The 26376-nt window shown below is 66.0% G+C and carries 22 protein-coding genes, 1 tRNA gene and 1 other RNA gene; 13 read left to right on the top strand and 11 right to left on the bottom strand.

Annotation, left to right across the window (positions count from 1 at the left end; genetic code table 11):
- The first annotated feature begins 11 nt into the window (after positions 1–11).
- On the top strand, positions 12–746 hold the full coding sequence (locus AB4Z42_RS19425; RefSeq protein WP_442010832.1) for a DUF899 family protein: 735 nt from the start codon (positions 12–14) through the stop codon (positions 744–746).
- Here the strand turns inward: AB4Z42_RS19425 and AB4Z42_RS19420 are convergent, their stop codons facing one another.
- The 3 genes from AB4Z42_RS19420 to AB4Z42_RS19410 are packed head-to-tail and all read right to left on the bottom strand — an operon-like array spanning position 747 to position 3524.
- Complete coding sequence (locus tag AB4Z42_RS19420) at positions 747–1169, bottom strand: hypothetical protein (RefSeq protein WP_442010831.1); 423 nt, start codon at positions 1167–1169, stop codon at positions 747–749.
- Positions 1170–1179: 10 nt separating this feature from the next.
- Complete coding sequence (locus tag AB4Z42_RS19415) at positions 1180–2412, bottom strand: FAD-dependent monooxygenase (RefSeq protein WP_442010830.1); 1233 nt, start codon at positions 2410–2412, stop codon at positions 1180–1182.
- A gap of 47 nt (positions 2413–2459) precedes the next feature.
- Positions 2460–3524, bottom strand: a complete 1065-nt coding sequence (locus tag AB4Z42_RS19410; RefSeq protein ID WP_442010829.1) for an ATP-dependent DNA ligase — start codon at positions 3522–3524, stop codon at positions 2460–2462.
- A gap of 112 nt (positions 3525–3636) precedes the next feature.
- Between AB4Z42_RS19410 and AB4Z42_RS19405 the strand changes: the two genes are divergently transcribed.
- The 3 genes from AB4Z42_RS19405 to AB4Z42_RS19395 are packed head-to-tail and all read left to right on the top strand — an operon-like array spanning position 3637 to position 7546.
- A complete protein-coding gene (locus AB4Z42_RS19405) occupies positions 3637–4074 on the top strand; it encodes an MmpS family transport accessory protein (RefSeq protein ID WP_442010828.1) in 438 nt (145 codons plus the stop codon).
- On the top strand, positions 4071–6938 hold the full coding sequence (locus AB4Z42_RS19400) for an MMPL/RND family transporter (RefSeq protein ID WP_442010827.1): 2868 nt from the start codon (positions 4071–4073) through the stop codon (positions 6936–6938). The genes AB4Z42_RS19405 and AB4Z42_RS19400 overlap by 4 nt, the downstream gene beginning before the upstream one ends.
- A complete protein-coding gene (locus tag AB4Z42_RS19395; RefSeq protein WP_442010826.1) occupies positions 6935–7546 on the top strand; it encodes a TetR/AcrR family transcriptional regulator in 612 nt (203 codons plus the stop codon). The genes AB4Z42_RS19400 and AB4Z42_RS19395 overlap by 4 nt, the downstream gene beginning before the upstream one ends.
- Here AB4Z42_RS19395 and AB4Z42_RS19390 read toward each other — a convergent pair.
- Entirely contained in the window at positions 7543–9702 is a 2160-nt protein-coding gene (locus AB4Z42_RS19390; RefSeq protein ID WP_442010825.1) for a beta-glucosidase, read from the bottom strand. The two genes, AB4Z42_RS19395 and AB4Z42_RS19390, sit on opposite strands and share 4 nt — an antisense overlap.
- Entirely contained in the window at positions 9699–10778 is a 1080-nt protein-coding gene (locus tag AB4Z42_RS19385; RefSeq protein ID WP_442010824.1) for a threonine aldolase family protein, read from the bottom strand. The genes AB4Z42_RS19390 and AB4Z42_RS19385 overlap by 4 nt, the downstream gene beginning before the upstream one ends.
- Positions 10779–10830: 52 nt before the next feature.
- Between AB4Z42_RS19385 and AB4Z42_RS19380 the strand changes: the two genes are divergently transcribed.
- From AB4Z42_RS19380 to AB4Z42_RS19370, 3 genes are all read left to right on the top strand, one after another.
- Entirely contained in the window at positions 10831–11901 is a 1071-nt protein-coding gene (locus AB4Z42_RS19380; RefSeq protein WP_442010913.1) for an ATP-dependent DNA ligase, read from the top strand.
- Positions 11901–12950, top strand: a complete 1050-nt coding sequence (gene ligD, locus AB4Z42_RS19375; RefSeq protein ID WP_442010823.1) for a non-homologous end-joining DNA ligase — start codon at positions 11901–11903, stop codon at positions 12948–12950. Before AB4Z42_RS19380 ends, ligD begins: the two co-directional genes overlap by 1 nt.
- Before the next feature lie 164 nt (positions 12951–13114).
- Entirely contained in the window at positions 13115–13981 is an 867-nt protein-coding gene (locus AB4Z42_RS19370; RefSeq protein ID WP_442010822.1) for a cyclopropane mycolic acid synthase family methyltransferase, read from the top strand.
- A 32-nt stretch (positions 13982–14013) separates the two neighbouring features.
- On the opposite strand, the gene AB4Z42_RS19365 is transcribed toward AB4Z42_RS19370, so the two are convergent.
- Positions 14014–16227 carry a protein kinase domain-containing protein gene (locus AB4Z42_RS19365; protein WP_442010821.1) on the bottom strand — a complete coding sequence of 738 codons (2214 nt, stop codon included), beginning with the start codon at positions 16225–16227 and terminating at the stop codon, positions 14014–14016.
- A 577-nt stretch (positions 16228–16804) separates the two neighbouring features.
- Here AB4Z42_RS19365 and AB4Z42_RS19360 point away from each other — a divergent pair.
- Genes AB4Z42_RS19360 through AB4Z42_RS19350 form a run of 3 tightly spaced genes read left to right on the top strand, consistent with a single transcriptional unit; the run spans position 16805 to position 20245 of the window.
- Positions 16805–18436, top strand: coding sequence for a hypothetical protein (locus tag AB4Z42_RS19360; RefSeq protein WP_442010820.1), 1632 nt, complete (start codon positions 16805–16807; stop codon positions 18434–18436).
- 24 nt (positions 18437–18460) lie between these two features.
- Positions 18461–18916 carry a hypothetical protein gene (locus tag AB4Z42_RS19355; protein ID WP_442010819.1) on the top strand — a complete coding sequence of 152 codons (456 nt, stop codon included), beginning with the start codon at positions 18461–18463 and terminating at the stop codon, positions 18914–18916.
- Positions 18917–18967: 51 nt separating this feature from the next.
- Positions 18968–20245, top strand: a complete 1278-nt coding sequence (locus AB4Z42_RS19350) for a serine hydrolase domain-containing protein (protein WP_442010818.1) — start codon at positions 18968–18970, stop codon at positions 20243–20245.
- Here the strand turns inward: AB4Z42_RS19350 and AB4Z42_RS19345 are convergent.
- Entirely contained in the window at positions 20242–21309 is a 1068-nt protein-coding gene (locus tag AB4Z42_RS19345) for an NAD(P)H-dependent amine dehydrogenase family protein (protein WP_442010817.1), read from the bottom strand. The two genes, AB4Z42_RS19350 and AB4Z42_RS19345, sit on opposite strands and share 4 nt — an antisense overlap.
- Positions 21310–21387: 78 nt before the next feature.
- Here AB4Z42_RS19345 and AB4Z42_RS19340 point away from each other — a divergent pair, with 78 nt between their 5' ends.
- Complete coding sequence (locus AB4Z42_RS19340) at positions 21388–22068, top strand: TetR/AcrR family transcriptional regulator C-terminal domain-containing protein (protein ID WP_442010816.1); 681 nt, start codon at positions 21388–21390, stop codon at positions 22066–22068.
- On the opposite strand, the gene AB4Z42_RS19335 is transcribed toward AB4Z42_RS19340, so the two are convergent.
- The 3 genes from AB4Z42_RS19335 to AB4Z42_RS19325 form a co-directional block, all read right to left on the bottom strand.
- Positions 22055–23080: a S1C family serine protease gene (locus AB4Z42_RS19335; RefSeq protein ID WP_442010815.1), complete on the bottom strand. Its 1026-nt coding sequence runs from the start codon at positions 23078–23080 to the stop codon at positions 22055–22057. The genes AB4Z42_RS19340 and AB4Z42_RS19335 overlap by 14 nt on opposite strands.
- 29 nt (positions 23081–23109) lie before the next feature.
- Positions 23110–23883, bottom strand: a complete 774-nt coding sequence (locus AB4Z42_RS19330; RefSeq protein ID WP_442010814.1) for a hypothetical protein — start codon at positions 23881–23883, stop codon at positions 23110–23112.
- A 73-nt stretch (positions 23884–23956) separates the two neighbouring features.
- A tRNA-Ser gene (locus AB4Z42_RS19325) sits at positions 23957–24042 on the bottom strand.
- Between the two features lie 137 nt (positions 24043–24179).
- Between AB4Z42_RS19325 and ffs the strand changes: the two genes are divergently transcribed.
- Positions 24180–24276, top strand: an RNA gene (gene ffs, locus AB4Z42_RS19320) — signal recognition particle sRNA small type.
- 29 nt (positions 24277–24305) lie between these two features.
- Positions 24306–25583: an aminotransferase class I/II-fold pyridoxal phosphate-dependent enzyme gene (locus AB4Z42_RS19315; RefSeq protein WP_442010813.1), complete on the top strand. Its 1278-nt coding sequence runs from the start codon at positions 24306–24308 to the stop codon at positions 25581–25583.
- Positions 25584–25590: 7 nt separating this feature from the next.
- On the opposite strand, the gene AB4Z42_RS19310 is transcribed toward AB4Z42_RS19315, so the two are convergent.
- Positions 25591–26346 (bottom strand): RNA polymerase sigma factor, encoded by a 756-nt coding sequence (locus AB4Z42_RS19310; protein ID WP_442010812.1) that lies wholly within the window; start codon positions 26344–26346, stop codon positions 25591–25593.
- Between the last annotated feature and the right edge of the window lie 30 nt (positions 26347–26376).

The following is a 26376-nucleotide window of genomic DNA, read 5'->3' as shown; positions in this document are numbered from 1 at the left end:
TCTGTATGTGTATGGCTACAGAATCGGACACCCACCCAGCCCCGGAGATCGTCGACCGGGCCGCCTGGCAGGCCGAGCTCGACCGGTTGCTCGTGCGGGAGAAGGCGCACACCCGCGAAGGCGACGCGATCGCGGCCGCGCGTCGGCGACTGCCGATGGTCGAGGTGGACGCGCAGGTGCCGGTCGTCGGCGCGAATGGGCAGGTGCCCCTGATCGACGTGTTCGAGGGTCGCAAGCAGTTGCTCGTGTACTTCCACATGTGGCATGACGGCAAGCCTGCGGCGGAGCAGTGCGAGGGCTGCTCCTTCTTCACCGGCCACGCGATGGAGCTGTCGTATCTGCACAGCCGCGACGTCACGTACGCCACGTTCTGTCAGGGCCCGTACGCCGAGAGCGCGCGGTACCGGGACTTCATGGGCTGGCCGATGCCGTGGTACTCGGTGAGCGACTCGGGCGATGCGTTACTCGCCGGCCGTGGGGGTGGCTTCTACGTCGCCTACCTGCGTGACGGCGATCAAGTCTTCGAGACCTACTGGAACACCAGTCGAGGTGTGGAGGCCGGCGCCACCAGCTATCACCTGCTCGATCTCACCGTGTACGGCAGGCAGGAAACCTGGGAATCGTCACCGGACGGCTGGCCGCAGCGATACGACCCATCGGCAGGGGACCAGTTCCGGCGGGACGGACGCCCCACTCCGCAGTGGGACCGGCTGGCCGAGGGCCGCTCCGACGACCTGTCGGGGTAGTTACAGCGGAACCAGGCTGATCGGATTCTGGCCGCTGGTCCAGTCCGGATCGCCGCAGACGCCGGGCTTGCTGCGAAAGCTGATGGCCCCCACCAGAGTCGCCGGGTCGAACGAATACATCAGATCCGCGGGGCCGGTGCTGCCGTTGGGGCATACCCGGCCGTTCGGGACGTCATGGCGCTCCACGGTCCATGCACCACCCGCCACCCGGCTGATCTGCTCGATCAGTCCGGTGGAGCTCGAGATCGTTCCTCCGCACGTGACCTCTGCATTGCACTGCGTCGTGATGGTCCACGTGTTGTGCGTCGGACCGTTGATGAATGTGAAATCGCCGTCAAGCCGATCGTCCGCCCACGCCGGGCCGGCCAGCCCGGCAGCCACTGCGGCCAGGGTGCCGAACACCGCCGCCGTACGAATGATCACCACGCGAGCATCACACGGTTGCGCCGCCAGAGTCACCAAACGCCGCAAACTCTGGGCGCGGATATGTAGGCAGCGCCGCTCCGTCGCCACCGATGTTCGCCACGCCCGTCAATGCGGAGAGTGCCCTGCCGACCGGGCTGGCAGCCAGGCCGGCGCCGGCATGCAGCACCCGAATACCTTTGCGCGTGCCAGGATTCGCCAGCCGCAGCACACCCTGCCTGACCCTTGGTGCGGTGCCGACAAAGGGTTTCATCAGGTCCTGGTATCGAGACAGCGCCGCGCCGATGTCGTTGGTGCCGGCCAGTTCACCGGCGAGGATGTAGGCGCCGATGAGTGCCAGGCTGGTTCCGGCACCGCCGAAGGTCGCATTGCAGAACGCCGCGTCCCCTAAAAGCGTGATCCTGCCTTTACTCCAGGTCGGTGAGTGCACCTGGCCGACAGTGGAGAAATACATCGGCGCACCGTCATCGAGGGCAGCGAGCACACGTGGCGCAGCTCCGCCGGCATCGTCGAACGTGCGTCGCAGGATCGTGAGCTGTCCGGCTCGGTCGAGTTCGTCGAAGCCACGAACGTCGGACATGAAGGTGAGAATGGCGCGGATGGTACCCAGGTTGTCGGGCCGCAGATGTACGCCGCGGTGGCCGGTCACGTGCTGCCAGTTCCACCACCGGTCGTCCTGCTCGGTCCGGGGGATGGTGGCATATGCCAGGTACATGCCGAGGTTCGTGACGTCGACGGATGTCACGAAACGGCGGGACCGCGAATGCAGACCCTCGGCGATGACGAGCAGGTCGGCGTCGAGGGAGGTGCCGTCCTCGAGCGCCACGGCGACGCGATCGTCGTGGTCGGTGACGTCGGCGATACGGGCGTCGAATCGGTAGTCGGTCCGCTCGCTGGTGTGCTCGATGAAGATGCGCGACAGTTCTCCGCGCAGAATCTCGAATTCGGCTGTGGGTCCGTCTCGTTTGCCCGGTTCGGCGACGGGGAACGACGCCGCCGCCGAACCGTCGGCCCGTACGAAACGCGTGCCCTCCTCGGTCGTATTCGCCGCCCGGATCTCGTCCTCGAGACCGATACGGCGCACGACCTCGCGGGCGGCTCCGCGGATGTCGACGTTCTGGCCCTCGTCGCGACGCCGCGGGAAGCGCTCGATGACGGTGGTCCGCCAGCCGCGGGCGTTGAGTTGGTGAGCCAGTGCGGGTCCGGCGATGCCTGCACCGGAGATGACCGCGTGGGGAGTCATCAAGAGGATCCTGTCTGGGAAATGAGTGCCCGGGCCGGGCTCTGGGGTCAGCCAAGTCCGGGGACGATATCTCCGAGGCTATAGGTGACCGGCTGCTCGAGCTGGTCGTACGTGCACGATTTCGGGTCCCGGTCGGGCCGCCAGCGGTTGAACTGTGCGGTGTGGCGAAACCGTTCACCCTCCATGTGGTCGTACCGGACCTCGACGACCCGCTCGGGTCGCAGCGGTACGAAGGAGAGGTCCTTGCCCGCGTTCCAGCGCGACCCCTCGTTGCGGCGCGGAGTGCGTTCGCCCGACATGTGGGCGGCCCAGTTCCACGGATGCTCGTCGAATGATGTGATGAGGGACTGGAATTCGGTGAAGAGCTCGCGCCGCTTGGCCATCGGGAACGCGCCGATCACGCCGACCGATGCCAGGGTTGCGTCGTCGCGGTACAGGCCGAGCAGCAGCGAGCCGATCGCCCCGTCGCCGGACTTGTGCACGCGATACCCGGCTACGACGCAGTCCGCCGTCCGCTCGGGCTTGATCTTGAACATGACGCGCTTGTCGGGCTGATACGTGACGGTCAGCGGTTTGGCGATCAGGCCGTCTAGGCCCGCGCCCTCGAATTCGGTGAACCAGCGCTGCGCGGTGGGCAGATCCGTGGTTGCAGGGGTGACGTGGATCGACGGGCCCGATTCCGCCAGCGCGTCGACCAGCGCGGCGCGGCGCTCGACGAACGGTCGCGATGTGTAGTCCTCGTCGCCGAGAGCCAGCAGATCGAAGGCGATGAACGCGGCCGGGGTCTTCTCGGCCAGCATCCGCACGCGCGAGTCCGCCGGGTGGATGCGCTGCTGCAGTGCCTCGAAATCCAGGCCGTGATCGGTCGCGATGACGATCTCACCGTCGATCACGCAGCGCTTCGGAAGTTCGGCGCGGACGGCGGCGACGAGTTCGGGAAAGTACCGGGTCAACGGGCGCTCGTTGCGGCTGCCCAGTTCGACCTCGTCGCGGTCGCGGAAGCAGATCGACCGAAACCCGTCCCACTTGGGCTCATACGAAGCCTCGGGCGGGATCACCGGCACCGATTTGGCCAGCATCGGGGACACCGGCGGCATCACGGGCAGTCGCATCCGCCCATTGTCCAGCCGAGGTCATCGCTCGCGACGTCGCACGGAGTAGTACAGTTCATCCGTCGCTAGACGGAACTCAAGTTCCGCCTATGGGTCGGGGCAAGGAGATCGGGTGATTCGTCTGTTGACAAAGGCGTGGATGCCACTGCTTCTCGTCGTGGTCGTCGCGCTCGGCGCATATGCGGTGCTTCGCGTCCGCGGCGACATCGGCGGACAGGAACTCACCGGCGGCGCCGCACCCGGCGGCGGCTTCACGGATCCGTTCAATCCCAAGAACATCACGTACGAGATCTCGAGTTCGTCGTCCGGCGGCCCGGTCAGCGTCGACTATCTCGACGAGAACGGACAACCACATCACGTGGACGGCACACTGCCCTGGTCGTACACGATCGTCACCACGCTGCCGTCGATGTCGGCGAACATCGTCGCTCAGGCAGATACCGGCGTCTCCGATCTGCGCTGCCGCGTCGTCGTCGACGGACAGGTGCGCGATGACCGCAGCACCGACGAATACAAGCCGTTCATCTATTGCTTGGTGAAATCGGTATGAGCAATCCACATTCGGCGCCACGACGCACGATCGTCGCCCGCACGATCCGCGTCCTGTCGATACCGATCATCATCGGTTGGATAGTGCTTGCCGCCTTGCTGGCCGTGGTCTCGCCGCCACTCGACGCTGTCGCCGACGAACATTCCGTGTCGATGAGCCCGAAGGACTCGGTGGCATTCCAGGGAATGATGAACATCGGCAAGGTGTTCCACGAATTCGACACCGACTCAACGGCCATGATCGTCATCGAGGGGCAGGACAAGCTGGGCGACAGCGCCCACGAGTACTACAACCAAATTCTGCAGAAACTGCGCGCCGACCACGAGCATGTGCAGTTCGCGCAGGACTTCTGGGGTGACCCTCTGACCGCGGCGGGTGTCCAGAGCCCGGATGCCAAGGCCGCCTACGTTCAGGTGTTCCTGACCGGCGCGCAAGGCACCACTCCCAGCCACGAGTCGGTCGCTGCGGTCCGCGACATCGTCAATTCGGTGCCTGCGCCTCCTGGCGTTCAGGCCCACGTCGCAGGCAACGCCGTTCTTGTGGCCGACACCAGCATCGCCGGCCACAAGAGCCTGGCGGTGATGGCGCTGGTATCCATAATCGTCATCCTGATCATGCTGCTGATCGTCTACCGCTCGCCTGTCACCGCGATCATCGCGTTGCTGATCGTCGGTATCGAACTCTTTGCGTCTCAGGGTGTTACCGCGACGGCAGGCAACCTCAACATCATCGGGCTCACACCGTATGCGGTCAGCATGGTCACGATGCTCGTCATCGCCGCGGGAACCGACTACGTCATCTTTCTGCTCGGCCGATATCAGGAGGCCAGGGCGAGGGGACTCGACCACGAAGATGCCTATTACGAGGCATACGAGGGCGTTTGGCACGTCATCCTCGGCTCGGGATTGACGATCGCGGGCGCGTGCATGTGCCTGACGTTCACCACGCTGCCGTACTTCACCAGCATGGCGTTGCCCTGCGCGATATCGCTGTTGGTGGTCGTGGCGGCCGCGCTGACGCTGGCGCCTGCGGTCCTGGTCGTGGGTTCGCGGTTCGGGTTGCTCGATCCCAAACGTGAATTGTCAACGCGCGGTTGGCGAAAAGTCGGCACGGTGGTGGTGAGGTGGCCCAAACCGATCATCTTTGCGACATCGGTCGTCGCTATCGTTGGGTTCGTCGCTCTGTTGACTTATGTGCCCCAATACAACGACGACAAATTCACACCCGCCGACCTGCCCTCCAACGTTGCCATGGGCGTCGCCGAGCAGCATTTCTCAAAGGCTCGGATGAACCCCGAACTGTTGATGCTTGAGGCCGATCACGATCTGCGCAATCCGGCGGACATGCTCATCATCGACCGAGTTGCCAAGAGCGTCTTCCATCTTCGTGGGATCGAACGGGTGCAGACGATCACGCGTCCGTTGGGCGCGCCGATCGAGCACAGCTCCATCCCGTTCCAGATCGCGATGCAGAACTCGGCCACGCTGCAGACGGCCAAGTACAACAACGACAACACCGCGCAGATGCTCGAGCAGGCCGACGAGTTGAGCAAGACCATCGCCAACATGCAGCGCATGTACGAGATCACCAAGCAGATCGTGGAGGTGACCCACGATATGGATGCCAGAACACATGACATGGTGAACACCACCAACGAATTGCGCGACCACATAGCCAATTTCGACGACTTCTTCCGGCCGATCCGCAATTACCTGTATTGGGAACCGCACTGCTACGACATCCCGCTGTGTTTCTCAACTCGGTCGCTTTTCGACTCGCTCGACGGTATCGACCAGCTGGCGGGCAAGTTGGAGGGGCTTAGCGGTGACATCGACCAGCTGGACCAGTTGATGCCGCAGATGCTCGAAGTGCTGCCGCCGACCATCGAATCGATGAAGACCATGCGGGACTTCATGCTGTCTACGCACAGCACGATGGCCGGCATCCAGAAGCAGATGCAGGAGTCGGCAGAGGGCTCGACGATGATGGGCAACTACTTCGACCAGGCGAAGAACGACGACTCGTTCTACCTGCCGCCGGAAGTGTTCCAAAACCCCGACTTCGAACGCGGTCTGAAGATGTTCGTATCACCGGACGGCAAAGCCGTGCGGATGATCATCACGCACCAGGGTGACCCTGCTTCGGTCGACGGGATACAGCATGTCGCGGGCATCAGGGACGCGGTCGCCGATGCGATCAAAGGCACTCCGATGGAAAACGCCAAGGTCTCGTTGGCGGGCACTGCGTCGCTTTACGCCGACATGCAGAACGGTGTGAGGACCGACCTGCTGATCGCCTGCATCGCATCGATGATCCTGATCTTCGCGATCATGCTGCTGATCACGCGCAGCGTCGTCGCTGCATTGGTGATCGTCGGGACCGTCGCGGCATCGTTGGGCACGGCGTGCGGACTGTCAGTCCTGCTGTGGCAGGACATTCTGGGCCTCGGCGTGCAGTGGATCGTCATCCCGCTGTCGGTGGTGATCCTGCTGGCCGTGGGCTCCGACTACAACCTGTTGGTGGTGTCGCGGCTCCGGGAGGAGATCCACGCCGGGCTGAACACCGGAATCATCCGCGGTATGGGTGCCACCGGCCGAGTGGTCACCGCGGCGGGGCTCGTGTTCGCGTTCACGATGATGTCGATGATCGTGTCCGATCTGCGGGTGGTGGGTCAGCTGGGTATGACGATCGGCATCGGTCTGTTGGTCGACACGCTCATCGTGCGGTCCTTCATGACTCCCTCGATCGCGGCCGCGCTCGGGCGCTGGTTCTGGTGGCCGCTGAACACCTTCCAGATCGTCGACCGCACGAGCGGGCGGGCTCGGCGGGAGGCGAACACCGCACCCATCCCGACGACGCAATGACGGAGCCGGAGTCGAAGCTGCGCCAGCGCACGGACGGTCGGCTGGATCGCTCACGCGACCCGGCGATCCTCGACGCCGCCCTTGCCTGCCTGGCCGAGAACGGCTACAACGCCACGAACATGAACGACGTCGCCGAGCGCGCCGGGGTGGGCAAGGCCGCGATCTATCGGCGGTGGTCGTCGAAGGCGGCGCTGATGACCGACGCGGTCGTCTACTGGCGACCCGATCTGCTCGACAACGACGCCCCCGACACCGGCAGCCTCAGCGGCGATTTCGACGAACTGGTCGAACGGGTGAAACGCAATGACGAATCACTGGTGTCGACCGATCTGATCCTGCGCGTCGCGGTGGAGTCCGCCAACGACCCCGAACTCGCATCGGCGCTGGATCACCTCATGCTGCTGAGGGGGCGGCGGGTGATCTCGGCGATCCTGCGCCAGGCGGAAGCCCGCGGCGAGATCGCCTCCGATCAGGACTGGTCGCAGGTCGCCGACGTCACCACCGCGATGAGCCTGCTGCAGGTGATCCGGGGGCAGCGGGTCGACGCGGCGTTCGTGCGGCAGGTGATCGACACCCTGGTGATCCCGGCCATCCGGCGATGTCCCTAGTGCTCCAACGGCATTCGACATGCGTGCGGATCGCCGGCGAAGGCCCCGGCTGCCACGGTGATGTCGCCGTCGTCGAGCACGAAGCCCTCGTTGGTCCAGCGTTGCAGCGGCCGGGTCGAACAGGTGACCGTGACGGAGCTGCTTTCGCCGGCTGACACGGCGACGGAGGCGAACCCAACCAGATGATGAACGGGATGCGCGTCGACCGTGCGCACCGCGTAGACCTGCACGACGTGCCTTCCATCGCGATCGCCCGTGTTGGTGACCGTCGCGGTGGCGTCGAAGCGCTCGCCGTCGACGGGGCCCAGCGCCAGACCGGTCGTGGTGAACGTCGTGTAGCCGAGCCCGAATCCGAGCGGGTACGCCGCCCGCACCCCGTCGTGATCGAGCTTGCGTTGTCCCCACCAGCGACCGTAGGTCACCGTGCGGGCCCGCCAATCCACCTGCGGCAGATGCGAATCCTGCGTCGGGGTCGCGACGGGCATCCGGCCTGCCGGCTCGGCATACCCCAGAAGTACGTCCGCCAGCGCCCGGCCGCCTTCCATCCCGGGATACCACGCCATCAGTACTGCGGCGACGCCAACGTCCCACGGGTCGATGACGACCGTGCCTCCCGAGATGACGATCACCACGGTGCGAGGGTTCGCCACGGCGACGGCCCGGATGAGCTCCACGTCACCGTCGTGCAGACACAGATCGGACCGGTCCCCACCGAAGGTCCACCAGCGGTGCGAGAAGTTGAACAGGGCACTGGTGAATCGCGCGACCAGTGGCCGGCGCATGATCCCGCCGAACAACGCCATCGTGTCGGGGCCGAGCGCGATCAACGCCTCGCCCTCGTCCTTCGGCGTCAGGCCGACGACGACCACCGCGACATCGGCGGCCCGTGCGGTCTCGGCCGCGTGTTGCGGTGACGCGTCGGAGTCGGCGGTGACCACGCGGTGGCTGCCGAGCCGCTCCCGTAGCCCCTGCGCCACCGATACGGTGTTGGGGGGCTTGACGTTCGATGATCCGGTGTCGCCCAGGTTGGGTGTGGCGGCGAGTCGGCCCAGGACAGCGACGCGTTGCAGATCCTTCTCAGCAAGCGGCAGAAGCGCTGTACCGTCCACGGTTTCGTTGCGAAGCAACACCGTCGCACGGCTTGCCACCTCGCGCGCCAACGCACGATGGTCGGCACCGGCGACCACCGAGCGTGGCGGAGTTGGCAGTGACCGCACCGCGTACTCGATCTGGGTGCGCAGGATTCGGGCTCCGGCTCGCACGACGTCGGCCCGGCTCAGTTCACCCGAGCGGAATGCAGCGGGCAGTGCATGGGCGCGCTGTTGCCGGAACGGCATCTCGACGTCTTGGCCGGCGGCGACGGATTGCACCGGGTGGCGCAGACCCCACACCCAGTCGGTGTGCACGAAACCGGCGAAGCCCCAGCGATCGCGGAGAACATCGGTCAGCAGGTGATGATTCTCGCCGGCCCACTCGCCGTTCACCGAGTTGTAGGAACTCATCACGGAGTCGACACCGGCATCGACGGTTCGGCGGAAGTGCGGAAGGTATCTCTCGTGGAGTACGTCCTCGGGTACGCGGACGTCGACCACGAAGCGTGCCTCCTCCATGGAGTTCAGGGCGAAGTGCTTCACGCTCGTGATCACCCACGGCCTGGCTCCTTCGGTTGCCGCCGAACCCATTTCGCCGAGCAGAAACGGATCCTCGCCGTAGGACTCCTGGGCGCGCCCCCAGCCGGGGAAGGGTGCGACGTTGATGCAGAGGCCGCCCCACCAGTTGGCGCCGTGGACCCGCGCCTCGGCTCCGATCGCGGCCGCGACGCGGCGTTCGACGTCGACGTCCCAGGTCGACGCGCGCGCGATGGCGACCGGGAAGCTGGTCGACGGGCGGATTCCGACGCCGCGCGGGCCGTCGGTGAAGCGGAGCCCGGGGATGCCGATGCGGTCGATGCGCCCCGCCGTGACGGCGAGGAAGTTCGTCCGCGTGCGCGCACCGTCGACAACCGACTTGATCATCGGCTTGTCGCCGTCCAGCAGCCACAGCAGCTCGCGATCGGTGAGCATCTGGAGCAGTGCGGCGGCGGCCTCGTCGGAGTCCTTATCGCCACGACGGACCGCGTCCACGGCCTCGGCGAAAGGAGTGCCCTCGGCGGTCATCGGTTTCGTGCGAATTCTTCGGCGACGACGGCCACGAAACGGTCGACGTCCTCAGGTGTGGTGTCCCACGCCGTCATCCAGCGCACCTCGCCGCGCGCGCGGTCCCAGTCGTAGAAGCGCACCCGTTCGCGGATCCGGTCGGCGATCTCCCTCGGCAGAGTCGCGAAAATGGCGTTCGCCTGGGTGTCCTGGGTGAAGGCCAGACCGCTCAGGCTGCCGTCGGCGATGCCCGTCTCGAGCGCGGTGCGCAGGCGTTGGGCCATCGCGTTAGCGTTGGCGGCGCTGCGCGGCCCGAGATCGTTGTCGAAAAGGGCGAGCAACTGTGCGGACGCGAAGCGCATCTTGCTCGCCAACTGCATGGTCATCTTTCGCAGGAACACCAGCCCATCCGCCCGGTCTGCGTCGAGCACCAGCACCGCCTCAGCTCCGAGCAGTCCGTTCTTGGTGCCGCCGAGGCTGAGGATGTCCACACCCGCATCGGTGGTGAAATCCCGGAAGGCGACGCCGAGGGCGACCGCCGCGTTCCACAGCCGGGCGCCGTCCATGTGGACGGTCATCCCGTGCTGGTGGGCGAAGTCGCACACCGCGCGCACCTCGTCCGGCGTGTACAGGGTGCCCAGTTCCGTCGTCTGCGTGATGCTCACGGCCAGCGGCTGGGCGCGGTGCTCGTCGCCCCAGCCCCACGCCTCGCGGGCTACCAGCTCGGGTGTCAACTTGCCGTCCGGTGTGGGGACGGTGAGCAGTTTCAGGCCGGTCATCCGTTCGGGGGCCCCTGCCTCGTCGGTGTGGATGTGCGCGCTCGCCGCCGTCACGACGGCACCCCAGCGCGGCAGCACGCTGGTGAGTGCGACGACGTTGGCGCCCGTGCCGTTGAAGACGGGGAACGTCTGGGCGCCGGCACCGAAATGCGCGCGGACCACCTCGGCGAGCCGTTCGGTGTAGCGATCTTCGCCATAGGCGACCTGATGGCCGCCGTTCGCCGCGGCAAGCGCGGTCAGCACCTCGGCGTGCACGCCTGCGTAGTTGTCGCTCGCGAAGGCGCGCCAGTCGGGATCATGCAGCGGGGATATCGACACCCCCCGATCCTGCACCCGATGACATTGCCGGGCGTCGGAGGTCTACGTGAGTATGGAAACCGTGGACCTCCCCGTTTCGCCGCCGCTCGAGCCCATGCTGGCCAAGGCCCAGGCCAAGGTGCCCGACGATCCGGGCGTGTGGTCCTACGAGCCCAAGTGGGACGGTTTCCGGGCGCTGGTGTTCCGCGATGACGACGAGATCGTGCTGCTGTCGCGCAGCGGAAAGGACCTGGGCCGGTACTTTCCCGAACTGCTCGACTCCCTGCGCGACGAGCTGGCACCGCGGTGTGTGCTCGACGGTGAGGTCGTCGTCCCGCGCGAGATCGACGGACGGGTCCGGCTGGACTGGGAGTCGCTGAGCCAGCGCATCCACCCGGCGCAGAGCCGGATCACGATGCTGGCGGAGCAGACGCCCGCGCACTTCGTCGGTTTCGACGCACTCGCCACCGGGGACACGTCGCTCATGCGCGAGTCGTTCCGCAAGCGTCGCGAGGCTCTGGTCGAGGCGGTCAACGGTCGGCTGTCCGTTCGAAAAGCGCAGTGTCACGTCACACGCACCACCGAAGATCCCGAGCAGGGTGCGCAATGGCTCGAGACCTTCGAGGGTGCCGGTCTGGACGGGGTGATCGCCAAACGCCTCGACGGGCCGTACCTACCCGGCAAACGGGAGATGGTGAAGGTCAAGCACGCCCGCGACGCGGACTGCGTGGCCATCGGGTACCGGATACACAAGAGCGGAGAAGGCGTCGGGTCGATCCTGCTGGGCCTCTACCGTGACGACGGTGAACTCCAGATGATCGGCGGTGCAGCGTCGTTCAGCGTCAAGGACCGCATCAAGCTGCTCGCCGACCTCGAACCGTTACGTGAGGGCGACAAGGTCAACGATGGCGAGGTCAGCCGGTGGAACTCAGCGGCCGACAAGCGCTGGATTCCGGTGCGGCCCGAAAAGGTGTGCGAGGTCGCGTACGACCAGATGGAGGGAAACACGGTACACGGCAAGCGGTTCCGGCATGCGGTCAAGTTCATGCGCTGGCGTCCCGACCGCGAACCGGCCAGCTGCACGTTCGAGCAGCTCGACGTCCCCCTCAGCTACGACCTCTACGACGTGTTGGAGTCAACGTAATGGCAACGGCTGCAGAAGAAATCGATGTCGACGGCGTCAAGGTCCGGCTGACCAACCGAGACAAGGTGTACTTCCCCAAGCTGGGCAAGAACGGCACCAAGGGCAAGCTCTTCGAGTACTACCTGGCCGTCGCCTCGGGGCCGATGTTGACCGCGCTGCGCGACAGGCCCACGCATCTGCAGCGCTTTCCCGACGGCATCGAGGGCGAGGAGATCTATCAGAAACGCGTGCCGCAGAAGCACCCCGACTATCTAAAGACCTGCACGGTGACATTCCCGTCGGGTCGCACGGCCGATGCGCTCAAGGTCACTCACGCATCGGCTATCGCGTGGGCCGCACAGATGGGCACCATCACGCTGCACCCGTGGCAGGTGCGCTGTCCGGATACCGAGCACCCCGACGAACTGCGTATCGATCTTGATCCGCAGCCCGGCACGGCCTTTGGAGAGGCGCGTGACGTCGCGGTCGATGTGCTGAAACCGTTGCTCGATGAGCTCGGGCTGATCGGCTACCCGAAGACGTCGGGCGGGCGCGGTGTGCACATCTTTCTGCGGATCAAACCCGACTGGGATTTCGTCGAGGTGCGGCGCGCGGGCATCGCGTTGGCGCGCGAGGTGGAGCGCCGGGCACCGGATGCGGTGACGACGTCGTGGTGGAAAGAGGAACGCGGAAAACGGATCTTCATCGACTACAACCAGAACGCCCGCGACCGCACCTTCGCGTCGGCGTATTCGGCGCGCAAGACCGCGATCGCCACGGTGTCGACCCCGCTGAGTTGGGAAGAACTGCGTGGCGCCGACCCCGACGACTACACCATCGCCACGGTGCCCGATTTCCTTGCCACCAGGCCGGATCCGTGGGCGGACATCGACTCGACCGCTCAGTCGCTTGAATCTTTGCTGGATATGGTCAGCGCTGACGAAAAAGAGCGTGGACTCGGGGATCTGCCCTACCCGCCGAGTTATCCGAAGATGCCGGGGGAGCCGCCTCGCGTCCAGCCAAGCAAGAAGGTGGCCGCCAACTGGGACGACGACGGTAACCCCGTTTAGCGGACATCAGCATGCCAGCACTTGTTACCTGTTGATGACGGGCGGACGATTTACTCGCGAGGTCCTGGTCTGGCGGGTTTCACTGGGACTGGTAGGGGGAAATCTCGCGGCGACATGGGGGGACTCCGGATGAACCGTGGAGTCCAGAAAGGCGTGTAAACGTCATGACGGAGAATCTGAGACCGCACTTCGAAGAGGTGCAGGCACACTACGACCTGTCCGACGACTTCTTCCGGTTGTTCCTCGACCCCACCATGACCTACAGCTGCGCGTACTTCGATCGTCTACGCGATATCCCGCTCGAAGAGGCGCAGATCGCCAAGATGGACCTGGCGCTGCGCAAGCTGGGGCTGCGGTCGGGGATGACACTGCTGGACATCGGCTGCGGCTGGGGCGGCACGATGCGGCGCGCACTCGAGAAGTACGACGTCAACGTCATCGGCCTGACGTTGTCCGAGCACCAGCACGCCCACGTGCAGAACATGTTCGACAACATGGAGACCGAACGCAGCAAGCGCGTCGAGTTGCACGGCTGGGAAGAGTTCGACGAGCCCGTCGACCGGATCGTCTCCATCGGCGCCTTCGAGCATTTCGGGTACGACCGCTACGACGATTTCTTCGCGATGGCCCACCGCGTCCTCCCCGATGACGGGGTGATGCTGCTGCACACGATCACCATGTTCACCCCTGAGCAGATCGTCGCAAGCGGCCTGGAATTCTCCGAGGAGCAGATCAGCTTCAACGAATTCATCGGCACCGAGATCTTCCCGGGCGGACAGCTGCCCGCCATCGAGATCGTGGAGTTCCACTCGTCGAAAATGGGTTTCAACCTTGCCCGCAGGCAGTCGCTTCGGCTGCACTACGCCAGGACGCTGGACCTCTGGGCCGAGGCGTTGGAGGCGCACCACACCGAGGCCGTCGAGATTCAGTCCGAAGAGGTCTACCAGACCTACATGAGGTATCTGACCGGTTGCGCGGATGCGTTCCGGGCCGGTTACATCGACCTCAACCAGTTCACCCTTCGAAAGTAGAACCTGTCTGCGACGTTCGTCGCCGGGTTGGTCTAGTCCCCGGTGCGCTGAACGCGGGAGTCGAAGTCGCTGTTGAACGGGCAGCCGCCGGTGACGGTGTAGTGCCCGGTTCCGGTCAGCGTCGTGATCGGATCCTGCGCAGGTGTCGGCAGCGGGTACTGCGCGGTGATCTCGCGATGGGCGGGGCCGCCGTTCTTGCACTGTGCCTCCGACGATCGGTTGGCCAGCACCCACTCGTTCTTGGAGAAGAGGAGAATCTTGGCGCCGTCGGGAGTGAACCAGTAACTCAGGCAGCGGTCGCCGGTGCGAAGACAGTACGTCTTGATGTCGAAGCTCACATCGGCGCTGCGGTTGCCGTCCTTGTAGGTGTCGACCTCCTGGTAGCGGCCGTACAGCGCCTGCGCCGGCGATGCCACCCGGGCAGGCAGGGTGGCGGGGTCGGCCACCGAGATCCCCTGCGCGGCGTCATCCGTGCGGGTGAACGTCACCGTCCGGTTGCTGGCACAGCCCGGGTCGGTCGAGCGGACGACCAACTCGCCCTCCAGGGATCCGTCGGGCCGCGACTCCAGCGACAGTGACTCCCAGACCTCAGTCGAGCCGACATTCTGGCATGACCCCGGCTTCGCGGTCACCGACTCCCACCGGCCGTTTACTTGATCCAGCACCAATGTCGTTGCCGTGGTTATGGATCCATCGACCTTCGTCGCGCTCGCCACACACTTGCCGCTGTCGCACGGCGATTTGAACACCCACGTCTCGTCGCCGCCCGGCGCATTCTGGAACGGCTGACCGTTGGGCTGGGTGGGGGCGCCGAACTGAGCGGTGAACGTCCCGTTCAATCCACCGCCCGGCGCCGGCCCAGGACGTCCGGGATCCGGTGATTCCTCGCCCCCGCTGAGGACGAGCAGGATCGTTGCGACCGCCGCGACGATCATCACGATGGCCACCGGCACCACCACCGCTGTCCGTCGGTACCAGGGCCATGTTGCTGAGTCGTCGTCCCCCGGGGGAGACAGGTCGGGCGGTGCCGCCGGTTGTGCTTGTGTCGGCGCTCCTGCGTTCTCGGCATACGCCGCCGGTTCGCCGAGATGTGTTTGTGCCCAGGCCTTTTCGACATGGTCGGGGGTTCCGGCGTGGGTCGGCGCCCACGGGGGCTGGAGCCCTTGATCGGCGGGTTGGGCCTGTGTGGGCGCCCATGCCTTTTCGACATGCTCGGGCGTGCCTGCCTTGGTCGGCGCCCACTGGGGCGGTGCCTGTTCGGCCGGTCGCATCTGAGTCTGGTCCGCGTCCGGCTCGACCTTCTCAGCAGGCCGAGCCTGCGTTTTGTGCCAGTGCTTTTCGGTGTCTTCCTCTTGGAAGGCCTGCGTCGGAACCAAGGGTGCAGCCCCGGATGCGGTCTGCCGCGAGCCGGGTTTGGCAGGCTGCGGCCGGCCGATGTTGGTGATCGCCGCCTGTGCCGCGCGGGCCATCTCCGTCGTCGTGGCATAGCGCTGTTCGGGGTCCTTGGCCATCCCGGCGGCGATCACGGCATCCAGCTCGGGTGACACGTCGCGCCGCTTGATCGACGGCCGCGGCGGCGGAGTCGTGAGGTGACCGGCGATCTGCTGCTCGACGCTCTCCCCGGGGAACGGCCGGCTGGATGTGAGGCATTCGTAGAGCACGCAGGTCAACGCGTAGATGTCGGATCGGGTGTCGGACTGGCCGGTGGTGAACCGTTCGGGCGCCATGTACGGCCACGTGCCGACCACGTTGCCGGTGGCCGTCAACTTCGTTTCACCTGCTGCGCGCGCGATGCCGAAATCGATCAGATACGAGAAGTCGTCCTCGTCGAGCAGGATGTTGGAGGGCTTCACATCGCGATGCACGAGGCCGATCTTGTGCGCGGCGTTGAGCGCCGAGGCGATCTGCTCGATGACCTTCACCGCTCGCGCGGGCTCCATCGGGCCCTTCGCCAAGGCGTTCTCGAGGTCCTGCCCCTCGATCAGCCGCATGTCCACATACAGCCGGCCCTCGATCTCGCCGAAGTTGTGGATGGGGACGACGTGCGGGTTGTTCAGACCCGCCGCGGCGAACGCCTCGTGCCGGAACCGCTCCTCGAAGACGGGATCCGCGGCGAGCTGTGCCGGCAGTACCTTCACGGCCACGACGCGTCGGGTGGCGGTGTCGAATGCCTTCCACACCTCACCCATGCCGCCGCGGCCGATCAACTCGACGAGGCGGTACCTGCCGAAGGGGGTCCCCTCCACTACGCCTCCCGGGGACTGCAGCAAACAGGCACGTTCACAGTGTTCACGATCGGGCTGCCGCCCGGTCCTGTATTAGAGATTGATGCGGCTGCCGACATAGCGCAACCCACAAGGTGTGACCGGATCCGCACGTTTCAATCCTCCGCCGCTGCGAGGGTCAGGTCAGGCGCGGTAGGAAGCCTGACTATCCCTTGAGAACGCAAAGCAACCGTCCCGTCTGGGCGATCGCATCCCCGCAAGGATGCCATCCGCCGTCGATATTTGCTGTTTTCGATGAATGTGTGGCACCGCGCGCCGCTGGCTGCGAGAATTCCACGATCTGGAGTGTTCGGGGGAACGCCAGCTTGAAGGGGGTAGTTGATGTCGGAGTCTCGTCGGCCCGCAGAGGGTCTGTGGACGGCCGCTTCGCTGTCCGCTTTTGTTGCCGACGCCGGCGTCCGGCCAGCGCCGCCGATCACTTGATTTGGGGAACGACAATGCACGATTCACACGCACTCCGAGCGGTCCAAGAAAGATCCAAGACCGACGACCGATGCTCACATCAGTCAGCAAGTCGATTCAGCAGGAGCAGGTCGTTATGAGCATCAAGCACGTCGCCACCACACCGGCGCTTCGTGGTCTGGCTGTCGCGCTCGCGTCAGTCGTGACCGTCTCGTCGACGGCGTTGGGTGTCGGGGCGGTTCCCGCGTTCGCCCAGCCGGTGGACGACACGACCGTGGTGGAAACCTTCGCGCCTACCGAAGAGGCTCCGGTCGTGACCGAGGCGCCGGTTGTGACCGAGGCCCCACCGGTGGAAACCCCTGCACCGGTGGTGACCGAAGCCCCGGTGGTGACCGAGGCGCCGGTCACGACCGAAGCCCCGGTTGTGACCGAGGCACCGGTGACGACCGAAGCTCCCGTCACGACCGAAGCTCCGGTGACGACTGAGGCTCCGGTGACGACTGAGGCGGTCACCACGGCGACCACCCCGGCTCCAGTCACTACGGCGACCACCTCTGCTCCCGTGACCACCGCGACGACGTCGGCGCCGGAGACCACTGCGACCACCGGTTCGACGTCAGGCACGTCGACGTCTCCGACGTCTCCGACGTCGCCGACAAGTTCGACCTCCGAGACGTCGACGTCGTCCACCAGCGGGACAAGTACGACGGCCACCACGGGCAGCAGCACCTCGGCGTCCGAAACATCTGTGGAAGAGACCACGTCGGAGGGCTCGACGGGGCAGACCTCCGGCAGCGGCACCAGCGGTGAGTCCACCGTCGACGACTCCGGAAGCATCGAACCCGCCGCGGGGGTCACCGCGACGCCTGAGCCGCAGCAGGCCGAAGCGTCGCCGGAGGACATCGCGGTCGCTCAGGATGCCAAGCCGGTCCAGGAGGATCCGCCGCCGGCGGCGCCCACGGAGATCGACAAGCTCAGGAACCTGATCCTGTCGCCTCCGGACGAGAACGGTGAAGGCGGCGGCACCGCAGCGCCCGAGGCCACTCTTGCCGCCGTGGAAAAGCAGGTCGTGCAATGGCAGCCGGACTGGGTGCAGTACGACAAGTTCTACCGGCCGTTGATCTTCAATCCCTATCCCGAGCCGCTTCAGCTCGTCTACGACGTCAACGGCGTGCCGCGGATGGTGCTCATTCCGCCGTTCGGGCGGATCGTCACAGAGGTGCGCGACATCGGGTCGTACAACTTCTCGGCGATGCGGCTGAACCCCTTCGGCGTGCCCATCGACTACGCCGTCGGCAACTTCTTCGGCGGCGGGTACTACCCCGGGCCGGGCTTGCCGCCTCCACCGCCACCGCCGCCGGTGCGCACCCTGTCCGACGTGCCAGTCCAGGTCAAGTACGCCGGTGCGACGTACCGGCCGATCGTGGTGCGCAAGATCGTCGACGTCGGGCCGGATCCGGCGCAGGGCGGTGCGCACAAGGTCCTTCTCGACGGCGTGACTCCCGCATGGGGTGAGTGGAAGAACAACGAGCAGGGCGTACCGCAGTTCGAGGTCAATCAGACCCAGAGCTTCCCCGGCATGGAAGCGCCCGCGCAGGGACCGCTTCCGGGTAATTACGACCTGCAGTTGGTCAGCGACTCGAAGCCCACCGGCCTGTCCGGCAAGGACATGACCGTGATCGTCGGAGCGGTGCTCGCGGCGGCCGTCGGCATCGGCGCGATCGCGCTGACGGTGTTCCTCGGTAGGCGGCGTCGGCCACTGCACTGACGAGCGCTCGGGTTAAGTAGGGGCATGCGGCTTTCGTCGTCCGTCCGGAAATGGTCTGCGGTTCTCGCACTCTTCGCCATCGTCGCCAGTGGTGTCGGTGTCGCGGCCATGATGATCTATGGCGGCTTCATCGCGCCGAAACCGTCGGAGCGGACCGCGGCACCGCGCACGACGCTGGCGCCCCCGCCGCCGAAGGTCCCGACACCTGTCGAGTTCACGGTGGGGGTGACGGTCACCAATCAGACCTGTGTCCCCGAAGGCCCGTGCACCTACACGTACACGATCGCGCCGAAATACATTGGCCTGCATCCTTTGCCGGAGACACCGTTCAAGGTGTCCTACGAGGTCGTGGGCGGCAACGCACCGCAGCCGGGCGAGTTCACCGTGCAGAAGGATCAGGCGCAGATCATGCAGGACGTCGTACTTGAAGGGCCGCCAGGAGCTCAGCTGACGGCCACTGTCATGAGCGTGACCGGCTGAATATCGCGGTTCCGGGCCCACAGCGGCGGGCGCGGGATCATTGTTGGCTCTATGACGAAGGCGTCACTTCTGCGGGCCGAGGAAGGTTTGCCGCGCGACGTCCAGGGCGCCGCTGACCCCCGCTTCGGAAACGTCGTGCGGATCTTCGCCGGACTGTTTCCTGGCCGGCGGTTCGGCGGTGGCGCGCTGGCCGTCTACATCGACGGCAGACCCGTTGTCGATGTGTGGACCGGGTGGTCCGACAGGTTGGGCGAGCAGGCGTGGACGGCAGACACCGGGGCAATGGTGTTCTCCGCGACCAAAGGGATCGCGGCCATGGTCATCCACCGCCTCGTCGATCGCGGCCTGCTGTCCTATGACGAGCCCGTCGCACGGTACTGGCCCGAATTCGGCGCCAGCGGCAAGGACGACATCACCGTGCGCGACGTACTGCGGCACCGGTCCGGGCTGGCGCATCTCAAGGGCGTGACCAAGGACGAACTGCTCGACCACCTACTCATGGAAGAGCGGCTCGCCGCCGCACCGGTCGATCACCTCCGCGGCAAGCAGGCCTACCACGCTCTGACGTACGGATGGATTCTGTCCGGGCTCGCCCGCTCCGTCACGGGGTCGGGCATGCGTGACCTCATCCGGGTCGAAGTTGCGCAGCCGCTGAACACCGACGGCCTGCATCTCGGTCGTCCACCTGCCGGGTCTCCGACCAAGGTCGCGCAGATCCTGGCTCCGCAGGGCACCCGCGCGAATCCGGTGTTCGACTTCGTGGCGCCGAAGGTGGCCGGGTTGCCGCTGTCGGGTGCGCTCGGCGCGATGTATTTTCCCGGCATCAAATCCCTTGTACAGGGCGATATCCCGTTCCTCGACGCAGAGGTTCCCGCGGCCAACGGCGTGGTGACGGCGCGTGGACTGGCCAGAATGTATGCCGCGATCGCCAACGGTGGCAGCATCGACGACGTCCAGCTACTGTCCGAGGAGCTGACGCAGGGTCTCATCGGAAATCCGAAACCGTGGCCCGATCTGAACATGGGTGTGCCGATGCCGTTTCACCTCGGCTACCACGAATCGCCGATTCCCGGTCTGCTCAAGGGGTTTGGCCACATCGGCCTCGGCGGAACACTCGGCTGGGCCGATCCGGCGACCGGCAGTGCGTTCGCCTTCGTCCACAACCGGCTGCTCACGCCGATGCTCTTCGACATGGGCTCGTTCGCAGGCATCGCCCGCCCGCTGCGCAACGCCATCACAGCCGCGCGACGGGCCGAGCCCACCGTGGTTCCGAAATACGGTGCGCGCTACCGGGAGTCGGCTCCGAAGAAGGTCGCAGGACGACGCTAGCCCGTCGGGACGATGCCGCGTGCCCGTGGCAGCGGTAGGTCGTTGTAGGTCGCGATCCCCGGTGCCGCCGCCACGACCTCTGGAATCGCATGGATCGGCGGCATCGCCGTCATGATGTGGCCGAGCACGAAGAAGTCCTCGATCGTCTTGGCGTTCTCGATCATGTCCTGCGGCGGCAGGAAACCGACAGTCATGTTGACCGTCGGACGACCCTCGATCGTGATCTTCCAGCCGTCGCCGTCGATCTGCCAATCCGGTTCCAGCGTCTGGCCCTTCTTCCACCGCACGTTGATGTCGATGACGGTCTTGCCGTTGACGATGCCCTGCCAGCTCGCGAAGCAACCCGCGACATGGCCGGCCGGGATGGTCCACGAGGCCATCACCAGATCCTCTGTGGTCTGGGCGTATTCGGCCACGCACTTGATTTCGTCCAACTCGACGCCGAGAGCGTCGGCGACCAGTTGCACGGCCTCGGCGAACACCGCCGTGCCCTTGGACATCATCGGCTGTAGGTCCGGATCGTCGATGGCCATGCCGAAGCCCGCGGGCCGCTCGGTGTCGGGGGAGTCGTAGAGGGTGGTGTCGGCGGACTCGGCGATGATGAGCTTGTCGACCCGGTCGCACGACGTCGCCGCCACGATGGCGAGCAGTTCGGCGAAACCCGGGCTGACGCCCGAACCGAACAGCGTCGACCCGCCGCGCTGGCATGCCTCTTCGAGCTTGTCCCGGCCGTCGCCGAGGTTGTGTCCGGTGATGAAGGACGCCGACGCGACGACGTTAACGCCCGCCTCGAGGATGCGGACGAGCTCGTCGACGTCGATCCACATCGGGTTGTAGACCACGGCGTCGGGCTTGAGCGCGAGAAGCGCGTCCACGTCGTTGGTGGCCTTCACGCCCAACGGCTCGATACCGGCCAGCTCGCCGGCGTCGCGGCCGGATTTGTCTTTCGACCACGCGTAGAGGCCGACCAGTTCGTAGTTCGGATTCTTGGCGATCGCCTCGACCGAGCTTTTTCCGACATTTCCCGTCGTCCACTGGACGACCCGGTAAGGGGTGTTTGGCACGCGCTCAGCATAGGGAACGGTGCCGCGTCACGGAAGGCTTTTTTACCGACCGGTGAAAAATCGCCTAAAGTGACCATGATGAGCGGGCGAACACGGGGGCGTCCACCGCGGATCAACCGCGATCAGATCGTCGACGCGGCACGCAGTGTGGCCGCAGGCGACCTGACTATGCAGGCCGTCGCCAATGCGCTCGGTGTGAGCCGCAAAGCGCTGCATTACTACGTCGGCGACCGGGCAGGTCTGCTCACGCTGATGGTCCTCGATCAGTTCGAGTCCGAACTCGCGCCCGTCGAACTGCCCACCGGCGATGACTGGCGAGCCACGCTGCGGGCGTACGCGGTGGCCTACCGCGACGGCCTGATCAAGGTCGGCGTCGGAAGCGGCGGGGCCGATCACGCGACGGACTTCACACAGCTACGCGGACTCAGCACGTCGGCGGCGCTGGCGCTGGCCGACCGCGTCCTGTACGCGCTGTTGACGGCCGGCCTCGATCCCGACAGCGCGCGGCACGGTCTCACGGCTGCATCCAACATCGCGCAATCGGCCGCGCAGACCGTCGTCGCGCAGACCGCGACCGGCGAGCACCGCCACCGTGCGGAAACGACCGAGGCGCTGTTGCGGGAGCCGGACGACACCTATCCGGCGCTGCGTCGGGTGCTCGCATCGGCGCAACCGACCGAGCGCGACGCCGAAACCCAGTTCGAGTTCGAACTCGACGTGGTGATCGCCGGGCTGGATCAGATTCTCACAGCGGAGTGAGCGCGACTTTTCCGGTGCGCTGGACCCCGCCGCCGTCGATCCACGTCAGATCGATGACGTCGCCGGGGTAATGGCGGTCCAGGACGTACGTCAGGGTGGTGGCGCTATCAAGCGGCGTGCCGTCGAGCGTTGTGAGAATGTCACCGCTCACGAGTCCGGCTTGTTCGGCGGCGCCGCCTTGCAGAACGTCGGCGACGAGCACGCCCGGCTCGTCCCTCGGAGCGGTGCGGACCCCGACGCCGAGCAGCACCGGTGGTCCGATGTGCACCGTGTCCGACGCCGCTCCGGAGCGGATCTGATTGGCGGTGGCGATCGCGTCGTTGATCGGGATGGCGAAACCCTTGCCGCCCGGACCCATTCGGAAGTTCACCGATGCCGCGGTCGTGACTCCGACGACCTGTCCGGCGCCGTTCACGACCGGACCCCCCGAGTCTCCTGCAACCACCGGGGCGGCGAACTCGATCAGGCCGGTGATTTCGTCCTCGCTGCCGGTGAGCTCGTCCTGGGCGGTGACGGTGCGGCCGAACGCGCTGATGGTGCCGACCTCCTGGGTCAGCGGTGCGTCGCTGCCCTGCGCGTTGCCGAGAGCAACGACGGGCTCGCCTTGCACCAGGGTGTTGGAGTCACCTATCGGCGCTGCCGGCAGCCCGCCGGCGCCCAGCAGTTGCAGCACGGCGATGTCGCGCCGACGGTCGTAACCGACGAGGGTCGCGGGGAACGATTGGCCGCCCACAGTCGCGGTGATGCGGTCGGCGCCCGACACCACGTGGAAGTTGGTCATCACCTGACCACCCGGGTCGAGCACGATGCCCGTGCCGTTTCCGATCGCGTTCTGATAGTGGATCTCGGTGTCGATGCGGGCGATGGCCGGCTCGACCTGGCTCGCCGCGGCGACCGGGTCGGCGGGCTGAGCCGTCGATATTGCCGGGTTCACCGGCGCGACCAGCGCCAGGACCGCGACAAACGCGGTCAACAGCGCCGCCAGCGAGCGACGCATCTGGGATATGCGCATCAGCCCATCTTGCCCGAAAGAATTTGTTTCTAATCCTCGACCGCGACACCGCCGCGAAGACGCCTGCGGCGACGACGCGTCGGCTCGACCTTCTCGGACGTACCGCTATCAGGCGATTTGCCGTTGGTCTTCGTGGTCTCGAGCTCTGCCGCATCGGCTTCTGTGGCCGCCGACTCAGCCTCAGTGGCCGACGATTCGGGCTCGGTGGCCTCGACTGCGACCTCGGACGGCTTGTCCTCGGTGGCGTCGGCCTCGTCGTCTTCGGCGGCCTCCGCGTCGTCTGAGATGTCCGAGATGTCTGAGGTGTCCTCGTCGTGCTTGTCGCGGCGGCCGCGCCGCTGCTTGGCCTTCTTGGGCTTCAGCGGTTTCGGCGCCGGTGGCGGCAGTTCGGCGACATCGGCGAGGTAGAAGGCGAAGATCCCGAGCAACGCGAGCGCGGCGGCTGCACCGTAGAGGCCGAACAGCCACTGGCCGACGTTGTCCAGCGACAACCAGATCTCGCTGATCGCGGTGCCGATGATCACCAGCCCCGCAAGGACGTGCAGCACGATCGACGCCGTCCGTAGCCGCAGGGCCAGCAGCGGCGTGCGGAACTCCGGCCGACGGGTGCGCAACAGCGTGAAGACCACCGGCAGCGCAGCCAGGCCGATCAGGGCGCCCGCGACGATCCGCATCACCGTGCCGAGGGTGTGCGATGTGACGCCCATCAGCTCCCACCAGCGAGGCAGGACGAAGGCGAAATAGAGGGCCGCCGCGACACCAGAGAACGACGCGTGCCACAAGACCGCGACCCAGCGCCGCATGCTCCTCCTTGAGGTTGGGTGGCCCGAGGTGCGACCAGGTAAGTCGTGATGTAGTCGCACCTCGGTCCGGGTGCGGAGGATAGGGGATTTGAACCCCTGAGGGCTATTAACCCAACCCGCGTTCCAGGCGAGCGCCATAGGCCACTAGGCGAATCCTCCGCCGGTCATGGTAGCCGACCACCCTGATGCGCCCGTCGAGTTGCACCTGGGCAGCTTCCCGGGTCGTCCCCCTCGCCCTTCGGGCTGGGGGTGCCCCCAGCGCTCCGTTGCCCTCCGAACCCGGGTACTAGACTCCGTTCTGGACCCCGCGCGGCGTCTATCCTGTGAACTCCCCCAGGGCCGGAAGGCAGCAAGGGTCAATGGGCTCTGGCGGGTGCGCGGGGTCCCCTCGTATTTCACCGCCTCCCAGTGAAAGGCGCCTCGTGTCGTTTCAGTCGCTCGGTCCTGAGGAACTCCGCGCACAGCACGAGTTGCAAAAGGGCAACTACGCCGACCTTCAGGCGAAGGGCCTCAAGCTCGACCTGACGCGAGGAAAGCCGTCCGCCGCCCAGCTGGATCTGTCCAACGCGCTGCTGGAGCTCCCGGGCAAGGACGTCTTCAAAGACGCCGACGGCACCGACACCCGCAACTACGGCGGACTGCACGGGTTGCCTGAACTCCGGGCCATCTTCGGCGAGCTGCTCGGCATCGGTGTGCCCAATCTGATCGCGGGCAACAACGCCAGCCTGGAGTTCATGCACGACGTTGTGACCTTCACGATGCTGCACGGCGGTGTCGATTCCCCGCGGCCGTGGGCGGCCGAACCCGCGGTGAAGTTCCTCTGCCCGGCGCCGGGGTACGACCGGCACTTCGCGATCACCGAGACCCTCGGCATCGAGATGATCACCGTGCCGATGCACGAGGACGGTCCCGACGTCGACCTCATCGAGGAACTCGTTGCAGTCGATCCGGCCATCAAGGGCATGTGGTGTGTGCCGGTGTACTCGAACCCGACCGGCGTGACCTACTCGTGGGAGAAGGTGCGGCGGCTTGTTCAAATGCGAACCGCTGCCAACGATTTCCGGTTGATGTGGGACAACGCCTACGCGGTGCACACGCTGAGCCACGATTTCGAGGCCAACATCGACGTCCTTGGCCTGGCCGAAGCCGCGGGCAACCCGAACCGGCCGTTGGTGTTCGCGTCGACATCGAAGATCACTTTCGCCGGTGCGGGGGTCAGCTTCTTCGGCGGCTCACTTGGCAACATCGCCTGGTATCTGCAGTACGCCGGTAAGAAGTCGATCGGGCCCGACAAGGTCAACCAGCTTCGGCACCTGAAGTTCTTCGGTGACGCCGACGGCGTGCGCCTTCAGATGCAGCGTCATCAGGAACTGCTGGCCCCCAAGTTCGCCACCGTCTTGGAGATCCTTTCCGACCGGCTGGGCGAGTCGAAGATCGCATCGTGGACCGAGCCCAAGGGCGGCTACTTCGTGAGCCTGGACGTGCTGCCCGGTACCGCGCGCCGCACCATCGCGCTGGCGAAGGACGCCGGAATCGCGGTGACCGAGGCCGGAGCGACCTTCCCGTACCGAAAAGACCCGGAAGACAAGAACATCCGGATCGCGCCGTCGTTTCCGCCCCTGCCCGAGTTGCGCGAGGCGATGGACGGCCTGGCGACGTGTGCGTTGCTTTCGGCCACCGAGTCGTTGTTGAAGGACTGATCCCTATCTACGACAGCTTCTTGACGACCGCGCTGCCGACCATGGCCACGGAGCTGACGAGGCTGTAGCGATAGCCGTCGCATGTCGGGCATGACTCGATATGGCGCGCAACGCGTTTGCGGACCAGTACGGTGAACTGTCCGTCCCAGCCGGACAGCGCGGCGGCGAGGTCAGGGCAGCCGTGATGGGCGGCCCGCCGTGCCACCATGAGCGCCCCCAACGAGCGCTCGAAGGTCTGGCGCAGCCGCTGCAGGAGTTTCTTGGCGCAGTCGTGGCTGACACCCAGCGCGTCCGCGAGCTCGGGTCCGGCCAGGTCGCGGCGGTAGGCCAGTTCCAGTACGTCGCGATCGCGGTCGGATAGTCCCTGGGCAGCGGCCATCACCAGCGCGGCCAGCTCATTGCGCGCGGTCTGAGTGAACGGCCCCGGACCGACGGACACAGCGTCGGGTACCTCGTCGAAGGCGGATTCGCGGCGCCGGTCCTGCAGGGTGCGCAGTGCCGCGCTACGGGCGATGGCGTAGAGCCACGGCCGCAGCTTGTCCGGCTCACGCAGCTTCGGCAGTTCTGCCGCCGCGATGCAGAAGACGTCCTGCACGCAGTCGGCCGCGGTGTGGTGATCGCGTACAAGCGTCATGCAGTAGTCGTGAAGCCGAGATGCGTAGCGGTGATAGATCGCGCCGAGCGCCACCCGGTCGCCGGCTGCGGCGTCCCTGGCGAGTTCCGCGTCGCTGATGAGCCGTATCGGCGGGGTGGTGGTTGCCATGGGTAAAGACTGCGTTTTCGGCGCGGCTCT

The organism is Mycobacterium sp. 2YAF39, from assembly GCF_052114565.1.
GTDB lineage: Bacteria > Actinomycetota > Actinomycetes > Mycobacteriales > Mycobacteriaceae > Mycobacterium.
This window is presented reverse-complemented; position numbering and strand designations above follow the sequence as displayed.